Source organism: Shinella sp. GW835-FHT14H05 (assembly GCF_058793575.1).
Genome location: NZ_JBXAFY010000007.1, coordinates 169,886 through 194,793 on the forward strand (window position 1 = coordinate 169,886; position 24,908 = coordinate 194,793).

Annotated in this window: 24 protein-coding genes; 16 read left to right on the plus strand and 8 right to left on the minus strand. The window is 64.3% G+C overall.

The window, feature by feature from the left end; genetic code table 11:
* Position 1: 1 nt before the first annotated feature.
* The 4 genes from AC1Q6Z_RS21325 to coxB all read right to left on the minus strand — a co-directional run bounded on the left by AC1Q6Z_RS21325 (position 2) and on the right by coxB (position 3,744).
* Positions 2–142, minus strand: a complete 141-nt coding sequence (locus AC1Q6Z_RS21325) for a cytochrome c oxidase system small membrane protein (protein WP_256118616.1) — start codon at positions 140–142, stop codon at positions 2–4.
* Positions 142–1,086 carry a heme o synthase gene (locus AC1Q6Z_RS21330; protein WP_492649188.1) on the minus strand — a complete coding sequence of 315 codons (945 nt, stop codon included), beginning with the start codon at positions 1,084–1,086 and terminating at the stop codon, positions 142–144. The genes AC1Q6Z_RS21325 and AC1Q6Z_RS21330 overlap by 1 nt, the downstream gene beginning before the upstream one ends.
* 86 nt (positions 1,087–1,172) lie before the next feature.
* The gene (gene ctaD, locus AC1Q6Z_RS21335; protein WP_256118614.1) at positions 1,173–2,840 is read right to left on the minus strand and encodes a cytochrome c oxidase subunit I; all 1,668 of its coding nucleotides are present in this window, start codon (positions 2,838–2,840) and stop codon (positions 1,173–1,175) included.
* Between the two features lie 19 nt (positions 2,841–2,859).
* The gene (coxB, locus tag AC1Q6Z_RS21340) at positions 2,860–3,744 is read right to left on the minus strand and encodes a cytochrome c oxidase subunit II (RefSeq protein WP_439626683.1); all 885 of its coding nucleotides are present in this window, start codon (positions 3,742–3,744) and stop codon (positions 2,860–2,862) included.
* Between the two features lie 397 nt (positions 3,745–4,141).
* Between coxB and AC1Q6Z_RS21345 the strand changes: the two genes are divergently transcribed.
* Positions 4,142–4,672 carry an invasion associated locus B family protein gene (locus AC1Q6Z_RS21345; protein WP_435267396.1) on the plus strand — a complete coding sequence of 177 codons (531 nt, stop codon included), beginning with the start codon at positions 4,142–4,144 and terminating at the stop codon, positions 4,670–4,672.
* Positions 4,673–4,750: 78 nt separating this feature from the next.
* Positions 4,751–6,166, plus strand: coding sequence for a metalloprotease TldD (gene tldD / locus AC1Q6Z_RS21350; protein WP_256118611.1), 1,416 nt, complete (start codon positions 4,751–4,753; stop codon positions 6,164–6,166).
* Positions 6,167–6,193: 27 nt separating this feature from the next.
* On the opposite strand, the gene AC1Q6Z_RS21355 is transcribed toward tldD, so the two are convergent.
* Positions 6,194–7,093 carry a LysR substrate-binding domain-containing protein gene (locus AC1Q6Z_RS21355; protein ID WP_492649189.1) on the minus strand — a complete coding sequence of 300 codons (900 nt, stop codon included), beginning with the start codon at positions 7,091–7,093 and terminating at the stop codon, positions 6,194–6,196.
* A gap of 268 nt (positions 7,094–7,361) precedes the next feature.
* On the opposite strand from AC1Q6Z_RS21355, the gene AC1Q6Z_RS21360 reads away from it, so the two are divergent.
* Positions 7,362–8,417: a polysaccharide deacetylase family protein gene (locus AC1Q6Z_RS21360; protein ID WP_492649190.1), complete on the plus strand. Its 1,056-nt coding sequence runs from the start codon at positions 7,362–7,364 to the stop codon at positions 8,415–8,417.
* 4 nt (positions 8,418–8,421) lie between these two features.
* Here the strand turns inward: AC1Q6Z_RS21360 and pdxH are convergent, their stop codons facing one another.
* Positions 8,422–9,042, minus strand: coding sequence for a pyridoxamine 5'-phosphate oxidase (gene pdxH / locus AC1Q6Z_RS21365; protein ID WP_435267399.1), 621 nt, complete (start codon positions 9,040–9,042; stop codon positions 8,422–8,424).
* A gap of 45 nt (positions 9,043–9,087) precedes the next feature.
* Between pdxH and AC1Q6Z_RS21370 the strand changes: the two genes are divergently transcribed.
* From AC1Q6Z_RS21370 to AC1Q6Z_RS21385, 4 genes are all read left to right on the plus strand, one after another.
* The gene (locus AC1Q6Z_RS21370; RefSeq protein WP_435267400.1) at positions 9,088–9,534 is read left to right on the plus strand and encodes an RT0821/Lpp0805 family surface protein; all 447 of its coding nucleotides are present in this window, start codon (positions 9,088–9,090) and stop codon (positions 9,532–9,534) included.
* Positions 9,535–9,636: 102 nt separating this feature from the next.
* Positions 9,637–10,704, plus strand: a complete 1,068-nt coding sequence (locus AC1Q6Z_RS21375) for a J domain-containing protein (RefSeq protein ID WP_492649191.1) — start codon at positions 9,637–9,639, stop codon at positions 10,702–10,704.
* A 132-nt stretch (positions 10,705–10,836) separates the two neighbouring features.
* Positions 10,837–11,655, plus strand: a complete 819-nt coding sequence (fabI, locus tag AC1Q6Z_RS21380; RefSeq protein WP_256118605.1) for an enoyl-ACP reductase FabI — start codon at positions 10,837–10,839, stop codon at positions 11,653–11,655.
* A 27-nt stretch (positions 11,656–11,682) separates the two neighbouring features.
* Entirely contained in the window at positions 11,683–12,264 is a 582-nt protein-coding gene (locus AC1Q6Z_RS21385) for a histidine phosphatase family protein (protein ID WP_256118604.1), read from the plus strand.
* Positions 12,265–12,279: 15 nt separating this feature from the next.
* Here the strand turns inward: AC1Q6Z_RS21385 and AC1Q6Z_RS21390 are convergent, their stop codons facing one another.
* Positions 12,280–12,540, minus strand: coding sequence for a DUF1344 domain-containing protein (locus tag AC1Q6Z_RS21390; protein ID WP_256118603.1), 261 nt, complete (start codon positions 12,538–12,540; stop codon positions 12,280–12,282).
* Positions 12,541–12,838: 298 nt separating this feature from the next.
* On the opposite strand from AC1Q6Z_RS21390, the gene AC1Q6Z_RS21395 reads away from it, so the two are divergent.
* The 6 genes from AC1Q6Z_RS21395 to AC1Q6Z_RS21420 all read left to right on the plus strand — a co-directional run bounded on the left by AC1Q6Z_RS21395 (position 12,839) and on the right by AC1Q6Z_RS21420 (position 21,714).
* Positions 12,839–16,393: a bifunctional diguanylate cyclase/phosphodiesterase gene (locus AC1Q6Z_RS21395; protein ID WP_492649192.1), complete on the plus strand. Its 3,555-nt coding sequence runs from the start codon at positions 12,839–12,841 to the stop codon at positions 16,391–16,393.
* A 107-nt stretch (positions 16,394–16,500) separates the two neighbouring features.
* On the plus strand, positions 16,501–17,436 hold the full coding sequence (locus tag AC1Q6Z_RS21400) for a lytic transglycosylase domain-containing protein (RefSeq protein ID WP_492649193.1): 936 nt from the start codon (positions 16,501–16,503) through the stop codon (positions 17,434–17,436).
* Positions 17,437–17,698: 262 nt separating this feature from the next.
* Positions 17,699–18,796, plus strand: coding sequence for a chorismate synthase (gene aroC / locus AC1Q6Z_RS21405; protein ID WP_492649194.1), 1,098 nt, complete (start codon positions 17,699–17,701; stop codon positions 18,794–18,796).
* Between the two features lie 21 nt (positions 18,797–18,817).
* Positions 18,818–19,918, plus strand: a complete 1,101-nt coding sequence (gene ribB / locus AC1Q6Z_RS21410) for a 3,4-dihydroxy-2-butanone-4-phosphate synthase (protein ID WP_435267406.1) — start codon at positions 18,818–18,820, stop codon at positions 19,916–19,918.
* Between the two features lie 84 nt (positions 19,919–20,002).
* On the plus strand, positions 20,003–20,962 hold the full coding sequence (locus AC1Q6Z_RS21415; RefSeq protein WP_492649195.1) for a hypothetical protein: 960 nt from the start codon (positions 20,003–20,005) through the stop codon (positions 20,960–20,962).
* A gap of 98 nt (positions 20,963–21,060) precedes the next feature.
* On the plus strand, positions 21,061–21,714 hold the full coding sequence (locus AC1Q6Z_RS21420; protein ID WP_492649196.1) for a hypothetical protein: 654 nt from the start codon (positions 21,061–21,063) through the stop codon (positions 21,712–21,714).
* Here AC1Q6Z_RS21420 and AC1Q6Z_RS21425 read toward each other — a convergent pair.
* A complete protein-coding gene (locus tag AC1Q6Z_RS21425; protein ID WP_492649197.1) occupies positions 21,711–22,907 on the minus strand; it encodes a winged helix-turn-helix domain-containing protein in 1,197 nt (398 codons plus the stop codon). The two genes, AC1Q6Z_RS21420 and AC1Q6Z_RS21425, sit on opposite strands and share 4 nt — an antisense overlap.
* Positions 22,908–23,035: 128 nt before the next feature.
* Here AC1Q6Z_RS21425 and AC1Q6Z_RS21430 point away from each other — a divergent pair, with 128 nt between their 5' ends.
* From AC1Q6Z_RS21430 to AC1Q6Z_RS21440, 3 genes are read left to right on the plus strand one after another with little or no spacing between them, the layout of a single operon-like run.
* On the plus strand, positions 23,036–23,716 hold the full coding sequence (locus AC1Q6Z_RS21430) for an energy-coupling factor ABC transporter ATP-binding protein (RefSeq protein ID WP_492649198.1): 681 nt from the start codon (positions 23,036–23,038) through the stop codon (positions 23,714–23,716).
* Complete coding sequence (locus AC1Q6Z_RS21435) at positions 23,710–24,315, plus strand: energy-coupling factor transporter transmembrane component T family protein (RefSeq protein ID WP_492649199.1); 606 nt, start codon at positions 23,710–23,712, stop codon at positions 24,313–24,315. Before AC1Q6Z_RS21430 ends, AC1Q6Z_RS21435 begins: the two co-directional genes overlap by 7 nt.
* Positions 24,316–24,344: 29 nt before the next feature.
* Positions 24,345–24,908 carry a biotin transporter BioY gene (locus AC1Q6Z_RS21440; protein ID WP_439629898.1) on the plus strand — a complete coding sequence of 188 codons (564 nt, stop codon included), beginning with the start codon at positions 24,345–24,347 and terminating at the stop codon, positions 24,906–24,908.

Consider the following 24,908-nt stretch of genomic DNA (forward strand, 5'->3'; position numbering starts at 1 on the left):
CTCAGCCCACCATTCCGCCGGCGAATTTCACCAGCGTGACGATGTAGAAGAGCACGACGAGGCCCAGGAGCACGATGCCGAGCGCGATGTTGCGGCCGCGGCGCGACTTCTTCTGGCTTTCCGTGAGGTTTACCGTTTCCATTATAGTACCCATCCGAATGATGCGATCAGGTGGTCGAGCATCAGCCCGGAGAAGACCGCGAACAGGTAGACGATGGAGAAGGCGAAGAGTTTCTTGGCCGGCACCATCGCGCGGTCGCCTTCCGGCATGCGCAACACGCCGACAGAATACCATACGAAGCCGAGGCCGAGCGCTGCGGCAAAGAGACCGTAGCCGAGGCTCGCAAAGCCGAGGAAGGTCGGCACGACGGCGATGACGGCGGTCAGGATGGCGTAGATCAGGATCTGCACCTTCGTCGTCCACTCGCCGGCGACGTTCGGCAGCATCGGCACGCCGACGGCCTCGTAGTCGCGCATCTTGAACAGCGCCAGCGCCCAGAAGTGTGCGGGGGTCCACAGGAAGGTGATGAGGAAGAGGACGACGCTCTCGATGGAGACGCCGCCGGTGACACAGGCCCAGCCGATCATCGGCGGAAATGCGCCGGCAGCACCGCCGATGACGATGTTCTGCGGCGTCGAGCGCTTCAGCCACATCGTGTAGATGACGGCGTAGAAGAAGATGGTGAAGGCGAGAAGGCCGGCGGCAAGCCAGTTGACCGCAAGGCCGAGGATCGCGACCGAGAAAGCGGAGAGCGTCAGGCCGAAGGCGAGCGCTTCTTCCGGGCGGATGCGGCCCGACGGGATGGGACGCTGGGCGGTGCGGGTCATGACCGCATCGATATCCGCGTCGTACCACATGTTGAGGGCACCGGAGGCTCCGGCGCCCACGGCGATACAGAGGATCGCTATGGCGCCGATGAACGGGTTGATCGTGCCGGGCGCCATGACCAGGCCGGCAAAGGCCGTGAAGACGACGAGCGACATGACGCGCGGCTTCAGGAGCTCGAAGAAATCACGCGGCGACGCTTCGGAGAGGGTGACCTCGCCGCCGCCTGCTGCTGTGTCGTGATGCTCGATGACCGCCATGTTCTTTCCGTCGCGTTCGGCCGGGTTTGCCGGCCTCTTTTAGAAATGGAGCCGCCGTTGCCGGCGGCCCCGATCGTCTGAAGACCTTACTTGATCTTCGGGAGCTGTTCCCACTGGTGGAACGGCGGCGGCGAAGAGAGCTGCCATTCCAGCGTGTTGGCACCCTCGCCCCACGGATTGTCGCCGGCGACGCGCTTCTTGGCGAAGGCTTCGACGATGCTGAAGAGGAAGATCAGCACGGCGAAGGCCGAGATGTACGAGCCGTAGGACGACACCGCGTTCCAGCCTGCGAAGGCATCCGGGTAGTCGATGTAGCGGCGCGGCATGCCGGCAAGGCCGAGGAAGTGCTGCGGGAAGAAGATCAGGTTCACGCCGACGAACATGACCCAGAAGTGCAGCTTGCCGAGGAATTCCGAATACATGTAGCCGGTCATCTTCGGGAACCAGTAGTACCAGGCCGCGAAGATCGCGAAGACGGCGCCGAGCGACAGAACGTAGTGGAAGTGGGCCACCACGTAGTAGGTGTCGTGAAGCGCGCGGTCGAGGCCGGCGTTGGCGAGCTGGACGCCCGTCACACCACCGACGGTGAACAGGAAGATGAAGCCGATCGCCCAGACCATCGGCGTCGTGAAGCGGATCGAACCGCCCCACATCGTCGCGATCCAAGAGAAGATCTTCACGCCCGTCGGAACCGCGATGACCATCGTGGCGAAGACGAAGTAACGCTGCGTGTCGAGCGACATGCCGACCGTGTACATATGGTGCGCCCACACGATGAAGCCAACGGCGCCGATCGCGACCATGGCGTAGGCCATGCCGAGGTAGCCGAAGATCGGCTTGCGCGAGAAAGTCGACACGATGTGGCTGACGATGCCGAAGCCGGGCAGGATCAGGATGTACACTTCCGGGTGGCCGAAGAACCAGAACAGGTGCTGGAAGAGGATCGGGTCACCGCCGTTTTCAGGCGCGAAGAAGGCCGTGCCGAAGTTGCGGTCCGTCAGCAGCATGGTGATGCCGCCTGCCAGAACCGGCAGCGAGAGCAGAAGAAGGAAGGCGGTGATCAGCACCGACCAGGCGAAGAGCGGCATCTTGTGCAGCGTCATGCCCGGAGCGCGCATGTTGAGGATCGTCGTGATGAAGTTGATCGCGCCGAGGATCGAGGATGCGCCGGCGATGTGCAGGCCGAGGATGACGAAATCCATGGCCGGACCGGGCTGGCCCGCGGTGGAGAATGGTGGATAGATCGTCCACCCGCCGCCTGCGCCATAACCGCCCGCCGGGCCTTCGACGAACATCGAAAGCAGCACGAGCAGGAAGGCCGGGATGATCAGCCAGAACGAGATGTTGTTCATGCGCGGGAAGGCCATGTCCGGCGCGCCGATCATGATCGGCACCATCCAGTTGGCAAAACCGCCGATAAGGGCCGGCATGACCATGAAGAAGATCATGATGAGCGCATGCGCCGTCGTGAAGACGTTGAACATGTGCTTGCCGCCGTCGATGGCGGCGTCACCCTCGAAGCCGTAGACCATCTGGGCCAGGCCGTGGAAGATCTGGATGCCCGGCTCCTGCAGCTCCATGCGCATGAAGACCGAGAGCGTGCCGCCGATGATGCCGGCAAGGATCGCGAAGATCAGGTAGAGGGTGCCGATATCCTTGTGGTTGGTCGACAGAAACCAACGCTGAAAGAAAGTGAGCGGCTTGTGTTCGTGGTGATCGTTGTGATCGCCGTGGGCAGCGGATGTTCCGGCCATGGTCTCAACTCCCTTGGAATTACTGCGCGGCGTTCTGGGCGACGTTCACGGACTTGTCCGCTCCGTCGACAGACGCCATCAGGGCCTTGTTTGCCTCGCCGACATTCGTCGCGGCGGCAGCAAGCCAGGTATCGAACTTTTCCTGCGAGACGACGCGGATGGCGATCGGCATGAACGCGTGGTCCTTGCCGCAGAGCTCGGAACACTGGCCGTAGAACAGGCCTTCGCGGTCGGCCTTGAACCAGGTCTCGTTGAGGCGGCCCGGCACGGCGTCGATCTTCACGCCGAAGGACGGCATGGCGAAGGCGTGGATCACGTCGGCAGCGGTGACGAGGACGCGCACATGCTTGCCGACCGGAACGACCAGTTCGTTGTCGACGGCGAGAAGGCGCGGGTAGACGCCCTTGTCTTCCTTGCCGGCAGCAGCACGGTCGCCGTCTTGCAGGAGAAGGCTGTCGAAGGAGAGCGGCGCTTCGCCGACCTGGTATTCATAACCCCAGTACCACTGGAAGCCGGTGGCCTTGATCGTCAGTTCCGGCTCTTCCGTGGGGGCGAGCTGCTTGGTCAGAAGCTGGAAGGACGGGATCGCCAGGAAGAGGAGAACGATGACCGGGCCGAGCGTCCAGACGACTTCGATCGCCGTGTTGTGGCTGGTCTTGGACGGAACCGGGTTCGCGCTTTCGCGGAATTTCACGACCACGAGGATGAGCAGGACGAGAACGAACAGGGTGACCGGTACGATGAACCAGAGTGTGTACTGCTCGAACCAGCGGATCTCTTCCATCATCGAGGTCGCGGCGGGCTGGAGGCCCTTCTGCCAGTCGAACGGCTGATCAGCGAAAGCGGTCGAAGCAAAGAGCAGACAGCCTAGAGCGGCCAGAACTGCAAAAGCTTTGTTTTTCACAACGTATCTCCCCAAGGCGTTTGATTGGGATCAAACAGGCGCGCAGAATCCCTGCTATACTGAGTGCTTAAAACCACAGTTTCATGCTCGCCGCAACAGCCATGGGGGACCGCCCGTGCGGCATTTTTGCGCAAAAGCAAAAGCCTTGGGCCTATCCCCACAGTTTCTTCATAATTCCCTATAGCATGAAAGGTTTGGCCGCGGCGATCCCGGCCGGAGCACCCTTTCCGCATGCCGCAAGCGCCTGTCCGGCAGGGCCTGGGCCGCCCCTATTATAAAGTGTGCGCGGCCGGTCCAATTTCCGCCTTCAATCAATTGGAAATGAGCGCGCAGGGCTTTTCATTTCGGCCCCGTCCCTTCAAAGATACCCCGACTGATTCGAGATTCCGAGGTTTTCATGGGTTTTGCTCCCCTTTCCCGGCTGTCCCGGGCAGCATTCGGCCTTGCCGTCTTCGCGCTCGGTACGACTGCACTGGCCTCTGTTGCGACGGCCCAGCAGCCCGGCACGGTGAAATCCAACCATGGCGCCTGGTCGATCGTCTGCGATCAGCCGGCAGGTGCGTCCGGCGAGCAATGCGCGCTGATGCAGAACGTTCTCGCCGAAGACCGGCCGGAGCTCGGCCTCTCCGTCGTCGTGCTGAAGACCGCCGACCGCAAGGCAAAGATCCTGCGTGTGCTGGCACCACTCGGCGTGCTGCTGCCGAACGGGCTTGGCCTCAATGTCGACGGCAAGGATATCGGGCGGGCCTATTTCGTGCGCTGCTTCGCCGATGGCTGCTACGCCGAAGTCGTGCTGGAAGACGAACTCTTGAAGACCTTCCGCTCCGGCGCCACCGCCACGTTCATTGTCTTCCAGTCGCCGGAAGAAGGCATCGGCATCCCCGTCGACCTCAAGGGTTTTGGCGAAGGCTACGACGCACTGCCGTAAGCCGCCCTCCGGCGGGCTTGCCGCCCGCCGCCGGGGGACTTACATGAACCCCGAGTTTAAAAGTTTGCGGAGCCTGCCATGAACACCGACCTCCTCTCCCTCTTCGATGCCGACGAGGCATCCGTGCAGGCGGTGCTGCGGGAAACGCTGAAGAGCGCCGACGACGGCGAACTCTTCCTCGAACACGCCCAGGCTGAATCGCTCTCCTTCGACAATGGCCGCCTCAAGGGCGGCAGCTTCAACACCGACCAGGGTTTTGGCCTGCGCGCCGTTGCTGGCGAGGCCGTGGGTTATGCGCATTCCGGCGAGATGACGCTGTCGGCGCTGAAGCGCGCGGCGGATGCGGCGGGCGCCGTGACGCGCGGCTATTCCGCCGACTATTCCGAGGCGCCACAGGGCACCAACCGCCAGCTCTACACGCAGGACAACCCGATCGGCTCGCCGACCTTCGAGCAGAAGGTTGCGCTCTTGACCGAGATCGACGGCTACCTGCGCGGCAAGGACCCGAAGGTGCGGCAGGTGACGGCGTCGATCGCCGCAAGCTGGCAGGTCGTCAACATCCTGCGCGCCGACGGCCATCGCGTCACCGACGTGCGCCCGATGACCCGCGTCAACGTCTCCGTCGTCGTCGGCGAAGGCGACCGGCAGGAGACGGGCAGCTACGGCATCGGCGGGCGCACGACCTTCGACGCCTTCCTCACCGAGGAGAGCTGGCGTTTCGGCGCGGACGAGGCGCTGCGCCAGGCGCTGGTCAATCTGGAAGCGGTGGAAGCACCTGCCGGCACGATGGACATCGTGCTCTCCTCCGGCTGGCCGGGTGTCATGCTGCACGAGGCGGTCGGCCACGGGCTTGAGGGCGATTTCAACCGCAAGAAGACCTCGGCCTTCGCCGGCCTGCTCGGCGAACAGGTGGCGGCCAAGGGCGTCACCGTGGTCGACGACGGCACGATCGACAACCGCCGCGGCTCGATCACCGTCGACGACGAGGGCACCCCGTCGGCCTATAACGTGCTGATCGAGGACGGCAAGCTGGTCGGCTACATGCAGGACCGGCAGAACGCCCGCCTGATGGGCATGAAGGCCACCGGCAACGGCCGCCGGCAGGGTTACGCCTACCGCCCCATGCCGCGCATGACCAACACCTACATGCTCTCCGGCGACAAGACGCCGGAAGAGATCATCGCCTCGGTGAAGAACGGCCTCTACGCTGTCTCCTTCGGCGGCGGGCAGGTGGACATCACCTCGGGCAAATTCGTCTTCGGCTGCACGGAAGCCTACCTCATCGAGAACGGCAAGGTGACGGCCCCCGTCAAGGGCGCCATGCTGATCGGCAACGGCCCGGACGCCATGCGCCGCGTCTCGATGGTCGGCAACGACACCAAGCTCGACACCGGCATCGGCAATTGCGGCAAGGCCGGCCAATGGGTCCCGGTCGGCGTCGGCCAGCCGCATCTGCGGATGGACCAGATCACAGTGGGCGGGACGAAGACCTGATTTTATAGGAACGGTTCGCGCTGCCCATCATGCGCCGTGGGGCACGAGAATCCGCCGCAACAACCACTCCCGAAACGCCCGCGCCTCCGGCGACAAGCGCTTGAAGTCGCGGGCGACGAGCCAGTAGGCGCCGTAGCGGATCGAGACGTGGAAGGGCTGCACGAGGCGGCCCGCGGCAATGTCCTCGGCGGCGAAGGAACGGTCGACCAGCGCCACGCCATGGCCGCGCAACGCGGCCTGTAGCACCAGATTGCCCTCCGTGAAAATCTGCGCGCGGCCCGGCGGCGCCTCGGGCAGGCCGGCGGCGGCGAACCAGCGCTGCCAGCTGCTGCGGTTCTCTTCGTGCAGCAGGGTATAGGCCAGAAGGTCGGCCGGTGTGTCGAGCGGCGGGCCGTCCTCGGCGAGGCACGGCATGATCACCGGAACCATCTCCACATCGGCAAGATGCTCCGCCTGGGCGCGCGGCCAGGTGGTTGCATCCGTCGAATGACGGATGGCGATTTCGGGCTCGTGGGTGCGGAACTCGATCAGCCGCATGTCGGAATCGACCACGACGTCGATCTCCGGGTGATCGGAATGGAAATCGTCGAGATTCGGCACGAGCCAGCAGGCGGCGAAGGAGGGTTCCGCGCTGATTTCCAGCACGCCGCCGCCCCGCCTGCCCCGGATTTCCGACAGGCTCGCATCCATCGCATCGAAGGCGCGCGACAGCACCTCGATCAGCGCCTGCCCGGCGGTGGTGAGCCGCACGCTGCGATGGCGGCGCTCGAAGAGCGGCTTGCCGAGCTCGGCCTCCAGCTCCTTGACCTGCCGGCTGACCGCCGCCTGCGATACCAGCAGCTCCTCCGCCGCGAGCGTAAAACTTCCGAGCCGGCCCGCCGCCTCGAAACTCCTCAGTGCCGTCAAGGGCAACCGTCCGCGTTTCATCGCATAACCTCAAGTCATTCGAAATCGACGATAAACTCGTTTGAGCAAGGGTGGCAAGCGGGCGGACAATGCGGGCAGTTCAACAGATAGGAGGGCGCAACGATGTTTGGCCCCGTCACGCTCATTTTCATGGACGTCATCCGCATCCTCACCTTCCAGCAGGGTCCGCCCCTGCCCTCGCGCCACAGGAAAGCCGTTGTTAACCACTCGGATACCGACCGGATGCGATAACGGCGGCGAGAACGAGCCAAGGGAAGACAAAGACGACATGCCGATCCGCAGCACAATGCGACAGGGTCTGAAGCGCGCCGTGATCACCGGCGGGCTGGAATTTGCGCATCTGGCGGAGCGGGTCGGGCTGATGGCGTCGGCGCGTGGCATGGGCGCGATCTTCACGCTGCACCATGTGCGGCCCAAGGTGGCGCAGGCCTTCGATCCCAATGCGCATCTGGAGATCACGCCGGAATTCCTGGACGCGGCGATCGAGCACCTGACGGAAGAGGGCTACCAGTTCGTTGCGCTCGCCGACATGCCGGCGCGCCTTGCCATCGCGCGGGCCGGCGAACGGTTTGCCGCCTTCACGCTCGACGACGGCTACCGCAACAATGCGGTCCATGCCCAGCCGGTCTTCACTCGGCATAAGGTTCCGTTCACCGTGTTCGTCGCGCCGGGTTTCTGCTGCAAGACGCATGGCATCTGGTGGGAGACGCTGACGGAGCTTCTGCGCGCCGCGCCGCATCTGGAGTTCGATTTCGGCTCGGGCGCCGTCACCATGCCGCTTGCCACGCCCTTCCAGAAACAGGCCGCTTTCAGTCGCTTCGCCCGCTTCATCCAGGTGGAAACGGAGGAAGGGGCGGCGATCGAAAAGCTCGACGCGGCAGCCAAGGCCCACGGCATCGACCCGATGATGCTGACCGAACGGCTCGTCATGCGCGAACCGGAACTGAAGAGCCTCGTGCTCAACCCGCTGGCCTCGATCGGCGCCCATACGGTCAGCCACCGCGCGCTCGCCCGCCTCAGCGACGCGGAGGCGCGCCGCGAGATGGAGCAGTCGGCCGACCGCATCGCCGCGATCATCGGCCACCGCCCGGAAACCTTCGCCTATCCCTATGGCGACCGCGCCGCCGTCTCCCCGCGCGAACACCGCCTCGCCAAGGACCTCGGCTTCCGCGTCGCCGTCACCACGGACCCCGGCACGCTCTCCACCCGCTCCTTCGACACCCCGACGACGCTACCCCGCATCTCGCTGAACGGGCTCTACCAGAAGCCGAAATATGTCGGCGCACTGGCCTCCGGCATCCCGTTCCGGCTGCTCCGGCGCTGATCCCTCACGGATACATCCGCACCTTCGTCCAGCCCTTGCCGTCTTCCGCGTGGCGGAATTCGACGCGGTCGTGCAGGCGGAAGGGGCGGTCATGCCAGAATTCGATTGAGACGGGTTTCAGGCGGAAGCCGGACCAATGCGGCGGACGGGGGATTTCGCCGATCGCGTAGCGGGCAGTGTATTCGGCGACCGCCTTTTCCAGCGCGAAGCGGCTTTCGAGCGGGCGCGACTGTTTCGAGGCCCAGGCGCCGATGCGGCTGCCGCGCGGGCGCGAGGCGTAATATTCGTCGGCCTCGGCATCGGTGACGACCTCGATATCGCCGCGCACCCGCACCTGGCGGCGCAGCGATTTCCAGTGGAAGCACATGGCGGCCTTGTGGGCGCCGAGAAGCTCGACGCCCTTGCGGCTTTCGAAATTCGTGTAGAAGACGAAGCCGCGCTCGTCGAAACCTTTCAAGAGGACCATGCGCACATTGGGCAGGCCGGTCTCGTCGACGGTGGCGAGCGCCAGCGCGTTCGGATCGTTCGGCTCGGTCTTTCCGGCCTCTTCCAGCCATGTGCCGAACAGGGAATAGGGCTCGTTCTCCTGGGTGAAGTCACCGCTTGTTAACGCATTTTCGCTCATATTCGATTCAATGCCGATCTTTTTGACGATTGGGGGCAGACAGGAGTGGATGTCATAGCAAAGTCGCGACCCGAGACAAAGCCATACTGGGCGCGCTGCCTTGCTGTTGCCGGCGTGACGATGGGCTGCGCGCTTCTGCCGGGCTGCATGGGCGGCCTCGACGTCTTTTCCGACAGCAAGGTCGATACCGTGCGCACCAGCGCCGTGCCGGCCGGCGCGGAGCGGCTGACCGACGAGATCACCGTGCGCAACGCCGTCTCCTCCGCCGATATTTCGCGCACCGCCGGCAATCCGATCCCCTGGGCGAATTCCGCCTCGGGCAGTGCGGGCGTGATCAGCACGATTGCGGAAAACCGCGACGATGCCGGGCGCACCTGCCGCGATTTCGTGACGACGAAACATTCCTACCAGGGGATCGCCAATTATTCCGGCCGCACCTGCCTCGGCAGTTCCGGCGAATGGCTGCTGCTGGCCTTCGATCGCCAGGGCTGAATCGTCTCGCGCGCATGTTTGCGATTTTTCAACCCTGACCCGTAACCAGTGATTAGGACGTGCCCCCTATCATGGTCGGCAAAACGACAATGGGTGGAAGTTATGCGTGACCCCTATTCGGTGCTGGGCGTGAAAAGAAGCGCCGGGCAGGATGAAATCAAGGCGGCCTGGCGCTCGCTTGCAAAAGCGGTGCATCCCGACCAGAACCACGACGACCCCAACGCCACAGTGCGCTTCACCGAAGCCGGCCGGGCCTACGATCTTTTGCGCGACCCCGACAAACGCAGCCGCTACGACCGCCAGCAGCGCGAGGCCGAGCTTCGCCGCATGGAGCAGATGCGCCGCCAGCAGACCGAGCGCAAGGTGAGGAACGACCCGCCGCCGCGCATGGCCGACGAAGGCGCGGAAGACATGATCGCCCGCATCTTCGGCGTCGATCCCCGCGGCCAGCCGGCCGAGGGCAAGGCGCAGGCTCAATCGCAAGCGCAGGCCCAGAATCAGGCCCGCCCGCAGCCGCAAGCCGCGGCGGCACCCGCGCAGGACGCCCGCAAGGCGACCGACGAGCCGGAAACGGATGATGCGGGCCAGGGCCGCGGCATCGCGCCGGCCGCCGCCATCATCTCCGCCATCATCCGCCGCATTCGCGGCGGCCGCCCCAAGGTCGACAAGGCGCCGGACTTCTTTGCCGACGTCACGGTCTCCGTCGAGGACATCCTGAACCGTGTGCGCCCGACGCTCGAAACGCCGGACGGCCAGACGTTGCGCGTGCCGATCGGCGCGGGCACGACGGATGGCCAGGTCATGCGCCTCAAGGAAGCCGGATACCGCTTCGAGAACCTGAAGCGCGGCGATGCCGTCATCACCGTGCGCGTTGCGCCCGGCCGCTTCCGGGTCGATGGCTTCGACCTGAAGGTCGATCTGCCGGTGACGATCGAGAATGCGGTGCTCGGCTGCGAAACGACGGTCGAGGGGCCGCTCGGCTCCTTCCCCGTGACGGTGCCGGCCTGGTCGGGTTCCGACCAGAAGATCCGCATCGAAGGCGAAGGCCTCGTCATGGAGAATGGCGAACGCGGCGATCTGATTGCCGAAATCCGCCTTCTCCTGTGGGAAAAGCCGGATGCCAAGATGATCGACCTGATGCGCAGCCTGCGCGAAGGCCTTTATCTTTAAATCGATTGTGACGCTTTCGTAAAACATGCACCCATTGTTACGGATGCTAACAGTTCCTGAAGCCCCGCGCGCTTGAACCGCATTGCTGCCTATGCCATAGGCACAATTGACTTAAGTATCAGGGGGCAAACCATGGTTCAGGCATCTGGTCTGATGAAGGGCAAGCGCGGCGTCATCATGGGCGTCGCCAACAACCGTTCCATCGCCTGGGGCATCGCCAAGGCTATCCATTCACAGGGCGGCGAAATTGCCCTCACCTATCAGGGCGATGCGCTGAAGAAGCGCGTCGAGCCGCTGGCGGCCGAAATCGGCGCGGTGCTGGCTGGCGATTGCGATGTTTCCGACGAAGCGTCGATCGACGCGGTCTTCGAGAATATCGAGAAGACCTGGGGCAAGATCGACTTCCTCGTGCATGCCATCGGCTTTTCCGACAAGGACGAACTGACCGGCCGCTACGTGGACACCACGCCGGCGAACTTCGCCAAGACCATGCAGATCTCGGTCTATTCCTTCACGTCGGTCGCCCGGCGCGCGGAAAAGCTGATGACCGATGGCGGCTCGATGCTGACGCTGACCTATTATGGCGCGGAAAAGGTCATGCCGAACTACAACGTCATGGGCGTCGCCAAGGCGGCACTTGAAGCGAGCGTGAAGTATCTCGCGGTCGACCTCGGCCCGAAGAACATCCGCGTCAACGCGATTTCGGCCGGCCCGATCAAGACGCTGGCCGCCTCCGGCATCGGCGACTTCCGCTACATCCTCAAGTGGAACGAGTACAATGCGCCGCTGCGCCGTACCGTCACCATCGAGGAAGTGGGCGATGTCGGCCTCTACATGCTCTCCGACCTGTCGCGCTCGGTGACCGGCGAGACGCATCACGCCGACAGCGGCTACCACGTCGTCGGCATGAAGGCCGTCGATGCGCCGGACATTTCCGTCATCAAGGACTGAGTGAACTCCAAGCAGCGGGACTGCACCTTGCCCATCTACATGATCCGACACGGCCAGACCGCGTGGAATGCAGAGGGCAGGCTGCAAGGCCAGCAGGACATCCCGCTGAACGACACCGGCCGAAAACAGGCGGCCGGTAACGGCGCCGCCCTCAAGGGCATTCTCGGGCAGACGGTTTCCGATTACGATTTCGTGGCGAGCCCGCTCGGGCGCACGCGCGAGACGATGGAAATCCTGCGCCGCGCCATGGGCCTCGATCCCCTCGCCTACCGCACCGACCCGCGCCTCGTCGAAGTCTCCTTCGGCGACTGGGAGGGCCATACGCTGCCCGAACTGATGGCGAAGGTGCCGGACAGGGTCGAGGAGCGCATGCATTCCAAGTGGAACTTCATTCCGCCGGGGGAAGCCGCTGAAAGCTACGAGATTCTCTCCTGGCGCATCGCCTCCTGGCTTGCCGACGTGCGCGGCCCGACCGTCTGCGTCAGTCATGGCGGAGTTTTCCGCGCGGCGTTCCGGCTGCATGGCATGGCGGAAGAAGAAGCGGCCAACACGCCCATCCACCAGGACCGCCTGCTGCGCATCGACGCGACGGGCATGCACTGGCTCTAACGAGCCTGCCGTTTTTTACTGAATGATTTCGAGATCGTTGATGACGCGCTTGCCGTCGACTTCGGTGTAGAACACCAGCACCTTCACGCCCGGCTCCAGGCCTTCGAAGTTGAATTCTTCCGGCGCCTGGTACTTCTTGCCGTCGTCGAGCGACAGGCTGAGGCTGCCAGTGTCGACGCTGGTGATCACGGCCTCGACATCGGCGCTTTCGGCCGATGCGGCAAGCGGCGAGAGGAAAACGGCCGTAGCCAACAGCGCGGCGATCAATAGGCGCATCGTGCGAACCCCTGGGAATGAATCAGTCTTTTTGCTGGTCACGTCAGATGCCCCCCAAATATGGCGAAATTCGCCCGTCCCCACGCGCGTTTTGGAATGGATGGCCGGAAAGATCATACGAATCAAGCCGTGCCGCCGGCTCATCCCCTGGATTGTCGGACAAATGGCCTGGCCGATCTGTCGTGAAATGACACGATCCGACTGGTTAACCGCGCGGAAGTGCAAGTATTTCAGTTGCTTATAAATGCAATTTTAAGGATGCACGCCTTACCGTTCGTCCCTCATCGGGGATCGATTCTTGCCATTGACTGCTGCCCTTCGCCGCCATCTGGCATCCATCGCAGAATGGGCGCGGCCATCGCTCGTGCCGGCGACGATCGCCGGCTGCGTCATCCTCACCGCGGGCATCATCTACGAGCGGCAAAACGAGCGCATCTACCTCAAGGAGCTGGAAAGCCATGTCTCGGGCGACCTTGCGCTGGTCAGCGCGCGGTTGCAGAGCGAGGTGAACAGCAATGTGGCGGCGCTGCGCAGCGTGGCCAACATGTTCGCCGTGGCGCCGGACCAGGCGACGCAGCAATTCAACGTCTTCGCCCGCAAGCTGATGTTGCAGAACACCCATTTCCGCCGCGTCGGCGTGGCGCCGGACGCCAAGGTCACCCACGCCTTCCCGCTTGATGGCAACCAGCATTATATCGGCAACGATTTCAACCGCTTCCCCTCCTTCCGCCGCGCCGCCCAGATGGACCGCTCGCGCGGGCGCCCGCTGATGTTCGGGCCGGTGCAGTTCGCCAAGGGCGGCCGCGGTTTCAACCTCTTCATGCCGGTCTTCACCAATGTCGACGCGCGGCACTATTTCTGGGGCTATATCGACGGGCTGATCGACGAGCGGAAGCTCTTCACCGATGCCGGCCTGATCGATCCCGACCGGCCCGGCCAATATGGCATGCCGCAGCACCCGACCGATATCCAGCTCGCCATCCGCGACGTCAGCGTGCCGGACAATATCGTCGACCCGTTCTTCGGCGCCGCCGAGATCTTCGAAAACGAGCCCGTGGTGCAGGTGCTCGACTTTCCCGGCGGGCGCTGGGAGCTCGCGGCCATTCCGGCGAAGGGCTGGCATCACCCGCCGGAAAACCTGACGCAGGTGCGTCTGATCATCGCCGCCGCCGCGCTCGTCATCATCGTGCCGATCTTCCTGACAGGCGGCCTCGTCAGCGAGCGCCAGCGCAACATCGCCCGCCTGCGGGCGCGCGAGCGGCAGGTGAAGTCGCTGTCGCAGCGCCTCGACACTGCGCTGGACGCCTCCAAGATCGGCATCTGGGAGATCGAGCTTTCGACCGGCTCGCGCAGCTGGGATGTCCAGATGCACCGCATGCACGGCGTGCCGGAGAACGAATCGCCAAACGACCTCGACTGGGACGCCGTTCTCTCCGCCGAGGACGTCGCCACCGCGAGGGCCGAGATGGACGTGGTCCGCGCCGGCGGCAATGACTACAAGTCGCAATATTGCATCCGCCTGCCCGACGGTAGCGTGCGCCACATCCGCAACGTCGGCTCGCGCCTTGCCGGCCCGAACGGCAAGGACAAGCTGACCGGCATCAGCTGGGACGTCACCGAGGACGTGCTTCTGAACGAGGCGCTGAAGCGCGCCAAGGAACACACCGAGGTGCAGAATGCCGAGCTCGCCAAGCTGACGCAGCGCCTCGACCTGGCGCTCGATTCCTATGAATGCGGCCTCTGGGAGGCCGACCTGGAGGATGGGCTGACGCTGTGGGACGACCGCATGCACCAGCTCTACGGCGTGGTGAACACCGGCGAGCGGGTCACCCACGACACCTGGGTGAACGCTATCCACCCCGACGACCGCATCGAGGCCGAGCGCAAGGCCGACGAGACGATCCGCGAGAACGTGCCCTATATACGCACCTCGCGTATCGTGCATCCGGACGGCTCGATCCGCCATGTCCAGTCGGTCGGCAAGCTCCACATTGCCCAGGACGGCCGGCGCAAGCTTGTCGGCCTCGCCTTCGACGTCACTGAAGACGTGCAGATGACGGACAGCCTCAAGGAGGCCAAGGAGCGCTCCGACCGGCAGAATGCCGAGCTGGAACAGACGACCCGGCGCCTCGACCTGGCGCTCGATTCCTATCAATGCGGCCTCTGGGAGGCCGACCTGAACCTGGGCCGCACCTTCTGGGATGGGCGCATGCACCAGCTCTACGGGCTGACCTTCACCGACGGCATCGTGTCGCACGAGGCCTGGCTCGGTGCGGTGCATCCGGAGGATCGCAACGACATCACCGCCAATGTCGAGCGCTGCATTGCGCAGGACCTGCCCTATGTGCACGAGGCGCGCGTCGTGCTGCCGGGCGGCGAAATCCGCCATGTGCGCTCAGTCGGCAAGATCCACTACGGCCACGGCGGCAGCCGCAAGCTGATCGGCCTTGCTTTCGACGTTACCGAGGACGTGATCCTGAAGGAGCACCTCAAGGCGGCGAAGACGCAGGCCGACGTCAAGAACATCGAACTCGAACAGGCGAAGGTCCGCATCGAGCACAATGCGCTGCACGACCCGCTGACCGGGCTCGGCAACCGCCGCAAGCTCGACGACGAACTGACCGCCATCGCGGCGCTCAGCAACACCTCCGAGGTGCGCGTCGGCATCCTGCATATCGATCTCGACCGCTTCAAGCAGATCAACGACACGCTCGGCCACGCCGCCGGCGACGCGCTGCTGGTGCACGCCTCGCAGGTGCTGCGCGCCTCCGCCCGGCCGGGCGATCTCGTCGCGCGCATCGGCGGCGACGAATTCGTCGTCGTGGTGACCGACACGACCGACCAGACCTATCTCAGCACGCTGTCGCGCCGCATCATCACCCTGATGCAGCAGCCCGTCGAATATGAGGGCCACCTCTGCCGCTTCGGCGTCAGCATCGGCGTGGCGCTGGCCGAGGGCCGCTCGATCGACACCGCGAAACTGCTCGTCAATGCCGATATCGCGCTCTATCGCGCCAAGGCGCTCGGCCGTAACCGGCACGAATTCTTCACGCAGGCGCTGCAGGCCGAGATCATCTCGAACAAGCGAATCGCCGACGATATCCTCGCGGGCATCGAGAACAACGAATTCGTGCCCTATTACCAGCCGCAGATCGACGCCGGCACGCTGAAGCTCGCCGGTGCCGAGGCGCTGATCCGCTGGAACCATCCGCGCGACGGGCTTTTGACGCCCGACCGCTTTCTGAAGATCGCCGAGGACCTCAACGTCATGGCGACGCTCGACCGGATCGTGCTCGAAAAAGCGCTGATCGACTGCGCCCGCTGGGCCGCGCAGGGCCTGATCATGCCGAAGATTTCGGTCAACGTGTCGGCCCGGCGCCTGCGCGACGAGAGCCTGATCGACAGCCTCACCGGCCTCTCCATCCAGCCCGGCCAGATCGCCTTCGAACTGGTCGAATCGATCTTTCTCGACGAGAGCGACGACGTGGTGCTGTCCAACCTGGAACGCATCAAGGCGCTCGGCATCGACATCGAGATCGACGATTTCGGCACCGGCCATACCTCGATCGTCAGCCTTCTGAAGCTGAAGCCTAAGCGCCTGAAGATCGACCGCCAGCTCGTGGCGCCCATCCTCTCCTCGCGCGACGAGCAGGCGCTGGTGCGCTCGATCATCGAGATCGGCCGCTCGCTCGGCATCGAGATCGTGGCGGAAGGTGTGGAGACGATGCAGCACGCCGAAATGCTGGGGCTGCTCGGCTGCGACCTGTTGCAGGGTTATGCCTTTGCGCGGCCGTTGTCCCGCGATGCGTTTCTGGCCTTCGGCACAGAGATGCGGTGGAAGCTGGCTTCATAGAGAGCGGTTGGCGGCTAAGACCGCTTTGCGCCAACAGCACGCCACATCCTGCCGGCGCAATAAGCATGCACCTCCCTCTCGTTTCGCAACGGTGATATGAGGGAGCGATGTGGCACGCGCGACGGAGATGGGACAGGCGGAGACTTGCCTTGCTGGCTGCAGGGGCGCTGGCCTCCAGCATACCGACGGATGCCGCGATCGCCCAGATTGAATGGCGCGCGCCGCCTTGTATTTACTCAATAGCCACCAACACCGGAATGCTCTGCGTCCGCGAGACCAGCTTCAATCGCGACATATGCGGGGCGCTTGCCCATTTTGCCGGCGAGAACGATCTGCCGCCCGATTTCTTTGCGCGGCTGATCTGGACGGAAAGCCGGTTCCGTCCAGATGCCGTCAGCCCGAAGGGCGCGGAAGGAATAGCGCAATTCATTCCCTCCACCGCAAGACTGCGCGGCCTATCGAACAGTTTCGACGCTTTGGAGGCATTGAAGAAATCGGCCGAGTATCTCGATGACCTGCGAGATCGCTTCGGCAATATCGGCCTCGCCGCCGCCGCCTACAATGCCGGCGAAGGCGGACTGCGGAAGTTCCTGAATACCGGAAGCCTGCCGCAGGAGACCCGCAACTACGTCCTTGATATCACGGCTCATGCGGCCGAGGACTGGCGCGACAACCCGCCTGCAGCCATCGACCTGCGCCTCGACGGGCAAAAGTCCTTCGAGGACGCCTGCATCGCGCTTGCCGACACGCGGCGCCTTAAGGCCCTCGAATTTGAAGCGGAAGGGGCTTGGGCACCTTGGGGCGCGCAACTGGCGGGGCATTTCCAGAAGACGGTGGCCGTCAGATTGTTCCTGTCGACCGTTCGATCCCTGCCCGCGCCGCTGAACAAGGAAAAGCCGCTGATCCAGCAGGAACGCAACCGTGCCTTCGGGACAAGGCTGCGATACACGGCCCGCATTGGCCGTCCGACCCGGCAGGAAGCCGAGGCCGTGTGCCGCGAAGTCCGCCAGAGCGGCGGCGCCTGCATCGTCTTCAGGAACTGACCGGGACCAGCGGTTCGGAGATTTGACCAACGCGCTATAGGCCTTGAACTGCCGGAAAGCTGCTGTTCGGTTTTCCAGCCCCTCTCAGAGATGCTCGGATCACCCTTCCATGAACGCTTTGGACAAAAATCAGTCGCGACCGCGACTCGCCCCCAAAAAAGCAACAAGCTTCCCAAAGCAGCATCTCTGCGCGAAACCCTTGTCCCTCCCAGCACTTTTCCACTAAGAGAGGACCCACTTCCTTACAGGTCCGGTTCCGCTCATGTCGCACAATACTTTCGGTCACCTTTTCCGCGTCACCACCTGGGGCGAAAGCCATGGGGTGGCGCTTGGCTGCGTGGTGGATGGCTGCCCGCCCGGCATCCGCTTCACGCTGGCCGAACTCCAGGCCTGGCTCGACAAGCGCAAGCCCGGCCAGTCGCGTTTCGTGACGCAGCGCCGCGAGGACGACCTCGTAAAGGTGCTCTCCGGCGTGATGATGGACGAGGACGGCGAGACGATGATCACCACCGGCACGCCGGTCTCCATGATGATCGAGAACACCGACCAGCGCTCCAAGGACTATGGCGAGATCGCCAAGCGCTACCGCCCGGGCCACGCCGACTACACCTATGACGCCAAATACGGCATTCGCGACTATCGCGGCGGCGGGCGTTCCTCGGCCCGCGAGACCGCGGCCCGCGTCGCGGCCGGCGGGCTTGCCCGCAAGGTCGTGCCGGGGCTCAATGTTCGCGCCGCCCTCGTGCAGATCGGCAAGCACAAGATCAACCGCGACAACTGGGATTGGAACGAGATCAACAACAACCCGTTCTTCGCCCCCGACCCGGCCATCGTGCCCGTCTGGGAAGAGTATCTCGACGGTATCCGCAAGTCCGGCTCCTCCATCGGCGCCGTCGTCGAGGTGGTCGCCGAGGGTGTTCCGGCCGGCATCGGTGCGCCGATCTACGGCAAGCTCGACCAGGACATCGCCTCGCTGCTGATGTCGATCAATGCCGTCAAGGGCGTCGAGATCGGCGAAGGTTTTGCCTCCGCGGAACTCACTGGCGAGGAAAATGCCGACGAGATGCGCATGGGCAATGACGGCAACCCGATCTTCTTGTCCAACCACGCCGGCGGCATTCTGGGGGGCATTTCCACCGGCCAGCCGGTGATCGCGCGCTTTGCCATCAAGCCGACCTCCTCGATCCTCACCGAGCGTCGCTCGATCGATTCGGACGGCAACAATGTCGACGTGCGCACCAAGGGCCGGCACGATCCCTGCGTGGGCATCCGCGCCGTGCCGATCGGCGAGGCGATGGTTGCCTGCGCCGTTGCCGATCACTACCTGCGCGATCGCGGCCAGACCGGCCGCCTGAAATAACCGCCTGAATAGGAGCCTGCCATGAGCTACGACCAGAAGCGTGTCGTCGATGCCATCCGCGCCTTCGAGGCCGGCGAGATCGTCGTCGTCATGGATGACGACGGCCGCGAGAACGAGGGCGACCTCATCGTCGCCGCGGTGCACTGCACGCCGGAAAAGATGGCCTTTATCGTGCGCCACACCTCCGGCATCGTCTGCACCCCCATGCCGCGCGAGGAGGCCAAGCGCCTCAACCTCAACGCCATGGTGGCGGAAAACGATTCGGCGCACACCACCGCCTTCACCGTCTCCGTCGATTTCAAGCACGGCACGACGACCGGCATCTCCGCCGACGACCGAACGCTGACGGTGCGCAACCTCGCCAACCCCAATGTCGGCCCGACGGATTTCGTGCGGCCCGGCCACATCTTCCCGCTCGTCGCGCGCGAAGGCGGTGTCTTGATGCGCTCCGGCCATACGGAAGCCGCCGTCGACCTCTGCCGGCTCGCGAGCCTGCCGCCGATCGGCGTGATCAGCGAGCTCGTCAACGACGACGGCACCGTGATGCGCGGCCCGCAGGTCGCAAGCTTTGCCGAAACGCACGGCCTGAAGCAGGTCTCCGTCGCCGATCTTATCGCCTATCGCCAGCGCAAGGAAACGCTGATCGAGCAGGTCGACACCTTCACCATCGAGACGCCCTACGGCCGGGCGAAGGCCCTGACCTACACGCTGCCCTGGGATCCGATGCAGCACCTCGCGGTGATCTTCGGCGACATCCGCGACGGCGTCGACATTCCGGTGCGCCTGCATCTGGAAAATGTCGGCGGCGACGTTTTTGGCGCGGACCGCCAGATCGACGGCATCATGAAACGCATCGCCGAGCAGGGCCGCGGCGTCATCGTGTATCTGCGCGAAGGGTCCGTCGGCGTCGGTGCCTCGCAGACCGCCCGCCGGGGCAAACATGACGGCGAAGGCCATAACGAGGCGCAGGCGCGCGAAAGCGAATGGCTGGAAATCGGTCTTGGCGCACAGATCCTGAAGGATCTCGGCATCACCTCGATCCGCCTGATGGCGTCGCGCGAGCGCCACTATGTCGGCCTCGAAGGGTTCGGCATCCAGATCAGTTCCACCGACCTCTGCTGAAACAGAATATCCCGCATCGCCGAAACGTTTGCTCTTCACGCGACGGTTCGGGGCTGCGGGATTTTCTTTGAGGGGCGACAAAGCATGTGGGACTTCAGCATCGGCAAGACCATCGGCATCCTTGCCAGGACCATGCCCTTCATCCTCACCCGCATGGTGATCTATTTCGTCATCACGCTCGCCTTCATCCTGGCCACCGGCGCCGGCGCCGGCATCGGTTATGGCGTCGGATCGATCAGCGAAAGCCCGGAATCCTATGCGGTCTGGGGCGGTTTCATCGGCATGGGTTTCGTGGGCACCGCCGTCTACTGGGCGCGCGAATGGCTGCTCTATATGGTCAAGGCCGCCCATATCGCCGTCATCGTCAAGCTGATCGACGGCGAGGCGCTGCCGGACGGCAAGGGACAGGTCGCCTATGGCCGCGAGATCGTCACGGCCCGCTTCGGCGAGGCGAACGTGCTCTTCGCGCTCGACCAGCTCATCAAGGGCGTGATCGGCGCGATCACCGGCCTCATCGGCGGCATCGCCGCCTTCCTGCCGATCCCCGGCCTCGACGCACTGGCCCGCTTCGCCAACACGGTGATCCGCCTGTCGCTGACCTATGTCGACGAGATTATTCTCGGCTACAACATCCGCACCAACAGCGACAATGCCTGGGAAAGCTCGCGCCGCGGCCTCGTGCTCTATGCGCAGAACGGGCTGAAGATGGTGAAGAACGCCGTCTGGCTCTCGATCTTCCTGTGGATCCTCTCGATCGTCGTCTTCCTGCTGGCGCTGGCGCCCGCCGCGGCCATTCTCTATGCGTTCCCGGGCGAGATCGCCGGCTACAGCTTCATCGTCGCCATCGTCTTCGCCTGGGCGTTCAAGGCGGCCGTGCTGGAACCCTTCGCCATCACCGCGCTGATGGCCGTCTATTTCGACACGATCCGCGGCCAGGTGCCGGACCCGGAATGGGACGCGAAACTGGCCGGCGCATCGGCCAAATTCCGCGCGCTGACGGAGCAGGCCACGACCGCATTTGGCGGGCGGCCGGTGACGGCCTAGAGTTCGCGCGGAATGCAGAGAATTTGAACCATTCCGATTACCGGAAGTTGTGGATTTTTCTCTACTGTCCCCCCTCAGCAATTCGCTGGGGGATGTCCATGCGTCTGTTCATCGTTCTCGTGCTGGCGACAATGCTGGCCGCACTGTCGTTCACCGATGATGCCGAGGCCCGCCGTCGCGGCTTTTCCTTCGGCAGCAGCCGGGCGAAAACCCGATCCGTGCCCGTCATCATCCCCATATCGAGCGGCAGCTCATCCGTCGTCTTCGTCAAGGAACTGCCGAATGTCGCGACGTTCAGGTTCAAGGACAAGGGCTTCTACGATCTCGGCTACAAGTTCGACACGTTCGGTGGCGGAGAATGGGTCGGCTATTTCAAGGGCAAGTCCAGCTATGTCAGGCTCGACCAGGCGAAGGTCAAGCAGCTCGTATTGCCCATGGTGGGACTGACGGAGGCGGACGCTCCCACGCGCGGGGCCGGCGGCCAGCTGATGGTGGGCTTCGTCTGGATCATCGCAGCGCTCGTCGCCGCCGTCTTCGCCCTGCTGCGCTTCTCGGGCCTGCGCCGCGCCATTTTTGCCCCGCGGGGCCGGAAGCAAACCGAGGATGATTTCGACGATCGGCGCTTTGCCGTCAGCGCCCCGGAGCCATCCTACCAGCAAAAACCGAACCTGGCGGCGGTGCCGCGCGCGCAATCGGCCGCACCGTCCTTCAACCGCGCCGTTCCGGCTGGCGCCTTCGGGAAAAGGCGCTAAGCTTCACCTCTCCACCCATCGAGATAGCGCACCGTTTCCACGCCCGAAAATTTTGCGAGCCGCGTTAGCTCGGCATCCAGCTTCTCAAGCCGCCCCGCCGATGGGCGCACCTTCGGTTCCCACCAGAGCCGCTTGACGTCGAGCGTGCCGGCCTTGCGGTCGGCTTTCATATCGATGCGGCCGACGAGGCGGTCGCCTTCGAGCAGCGGGAAGACGTAGTAGCCATATTGCCGCTTCGGCTCCGGCACGAAGATCTCGATGCGGTAGAAATAGCCGAACAGCCGTTCCGTGCGGTTGCGGTCGCGGATCAGCGGATCGAAGGGCGAGAGCACGCGCAGGCGGGCCGGCGGCTCGGGGATGTCGCCGAGATTTTCCGGGAAATCGGCGAAGGCATGCGAGGCGCGCGGCTTGCCGCCGTCCATCGTCTCGATCGAGACGGGGCGAAGCTCGTCGCGGTGAGTCTCCACCCAGGTTTTCGCCTCCTCCGGCGTGATCAGCGCCCAGAAGGCGGCGATCTCGCCATGCGTGGCGAAGCCCAGCCGTGTCAGCGCGCTGCGGCAGGCCCAGTCGACGAAGGCGTCGTGTTCGACAGCCGGTTCGTGGTGATGCGGCGGCAGCACGCGCTCGGCAAGGTCGTAGACCTTCTGGAAGTTCTCCCGCCGGGCAATCGCCAGCTTGCCGGTGTGCCAGAGATATTCCAGAGCCGTCTTGTTGGGATGCCAGTTCCACCAGCCGCCGGATTTGTGATCGTCCACCTTCAATTCGCGCGACAGCACCGGTCCGCTGGCAGCGATGCGCTCGTAGGTCTCCTCGAAAGCCCTGTCGAAGCCCTCGCCCTGCCATTTGCGCCAGTTTTCCAGGATGGAGGCTTCCTTGCGGCGGAAACGGTGCTTCCAGTAGCGGAAGAAGGCGCTCGGGATAATCGAGGCGTCGTGCGTCCAGTGCTCGAAGAGTTCGCCGTCCTTCTCCAGCAGTTCGGAAAGATGCTCGCGCCGGTAGGTCTGGTTGCGCGAAAACAGGATCTGGTGATGCGCCCGCTCGACCGTGGCGATGCTGTCCACCTGAACGAAGCCGATGTCGTGGATGAGTTGCAGCAGCCCCGCCTTGCCGAGCTGGCGGCCGGGGGAAGCGCTGAGACCCTGCCGGGCGAGGAAGATGCGCCGGGCCTCGGCATTGGAAAGGAGAATCGTCATGGCGGGATGATAGGCATATATTCTCTGTTTGTTCTACTGTTTTCGTCATGCCGCAGCGCACGAGGCGTTTGCGCTTTTCCCCGAATTGCTTATAGCTCCCTCACCATCCGCGAACCGGGATCCCGCTCTTGGATATCGTCTTCTCCGCCGCCACGGTGACCTATGCCGGCCGCGTGGCGCTCCACCCGCTGACACTTACGCTCACCGAACGCCGCATCGGCGTCGTCGGCCTCAACGGCTCCGGCAAGACGACGATGGCGCGGATGATCAACGGCTTGGTCAAGCCGACCGCCGGCACCGTGACCGTCGGCGGGCTGGATACGGTGGCGGACGAGGTGGGTGCACGCGGAAAAACCGGCTTCATCTTCCAGAACCCGCAGCATCAGATGATCCTGCCGATCCTCGCCGAGGATATCGCCTTCGGCCTGAAGAACCGCGGGCTCGGCAAGGCGGAGATCGCGGAAAAGACCGAGGCCGTGCTGGCGCGATTCGGCATTTCGCATCTCGCGCGCCGCCGCGTGCACGAGCTCTCCGGCGGCGAGACGCAGCTCGGCGCGATTGCCAGCGTGCTCGTCACCGGCCCGGACCTCTTGATCCTCGACGAGCCGACCAACCAACTCGACCTGAAAAACCGCGCGCTCATCGCGCGCACTATTGCCGGCCTGCCGGAACAGGTGCTCGTCATCACGCACGACCTTGCGCTGATCGAGAGTTTCGACCGCGTGCTGGTGTTCCACGACGGTCGGCTTGCGGCCGATAGCCGGCCGGAAGAGGCGATCCGCACCTACCGCGAGATCGCAACATGCTGAACGGGCTCGACATCGAGGGCGATTCGCTCCTCCACCGCATGCCGGTGCGCGGCAAGCTGATCGCGCTTTTCGTGGCGGCGATCGGGCTCTTCCTCACCACGGACCTGCGGCTTCTCGTCCCGGCGCTGGTGTTGTCGGCGGCGCTCTATCTCTCGACCGGGATCGGCGCCGGCGAGGCGTTCCGGCGCGTGCGCTTCGTGCTCTTCACGGTTCTTCTCGTCGCCGGGGCGAACTATCTTTTCCATTCGCTGCACGAGGCGCTCGCCGTCTTCTGCCGGCTCTCCACCCTGGTCCTACTCGCCGCCGCCATCACCGCGACGACGGGCATTTCCGCTTTCATGGACGAGATCACCCGGCTCCTGACGCCGCTGGAACGATTCGGCTTCGTGCGGGCGGCGGATGTCAGCCTGGCGGTCGGCCTCGTCATCCGCTTCGTGCCGGAAATCTTTGCCCGCTACGGCGAAATCGCGGACGCCCACAAGGCGCGCGGCCTGCCGGTGCGGCCGCTCACCACCCTCGTGCCGTTGATCATCCTGACGCTGAAGGATGCGGATACGATCGCCATGGCGATTGACGCGCGCGGATTTCGGCGGCACTAACCCATTTATGTCCATTCGGGAAAGCTGACATGACCACCAGAGACATCGTCCTCGTCGCCCTCTTCGCCGCGATCATCGTGGTGCTGGGCCTGCTGCCGCCGATCACCCTCGGCTTCATTCCGGTGCCGATCACCGCGCAGTCGCTCGGCGTCATGCTCGCCGGCTGCATTCTCGGCGCCAAACGCGGTGCGGCGGCAGTGCTGCTCGTGCTGCTGCTGGTCGCGATCGGCCTGCCGGTTCTGTCCGGCGGCCGTGGCGGCCTTGCGGTCTTCGCCGGCCCCACCGCCGGCTATCTCGTCGGCTGGGTCTTCGGCGCCTTCGTCTGCGGCCTGATCGCCGAGCGCTTCGTCAAGGAAGAACAGGGCGAGCTCACGCAGTTCCTCGCCTTCCTGGCCGCTGCCGTCGTCGGCGGCATCGCGGTCGTCTATCTCTTCGGCGTTCCGTGGCTCGCCTATATGAGCGGCAAGGCCTTCTTCGAGACGGCCCTCGCCGGCCTCGTCTTCGTGCCGGGCGATCTTATCAAGGCCTTCGTCGCCATGCTCGCCGGCCGCGCGGTGCTCGCCGGTTATCCGCTGCTTCCGCAGCGCGCCTGA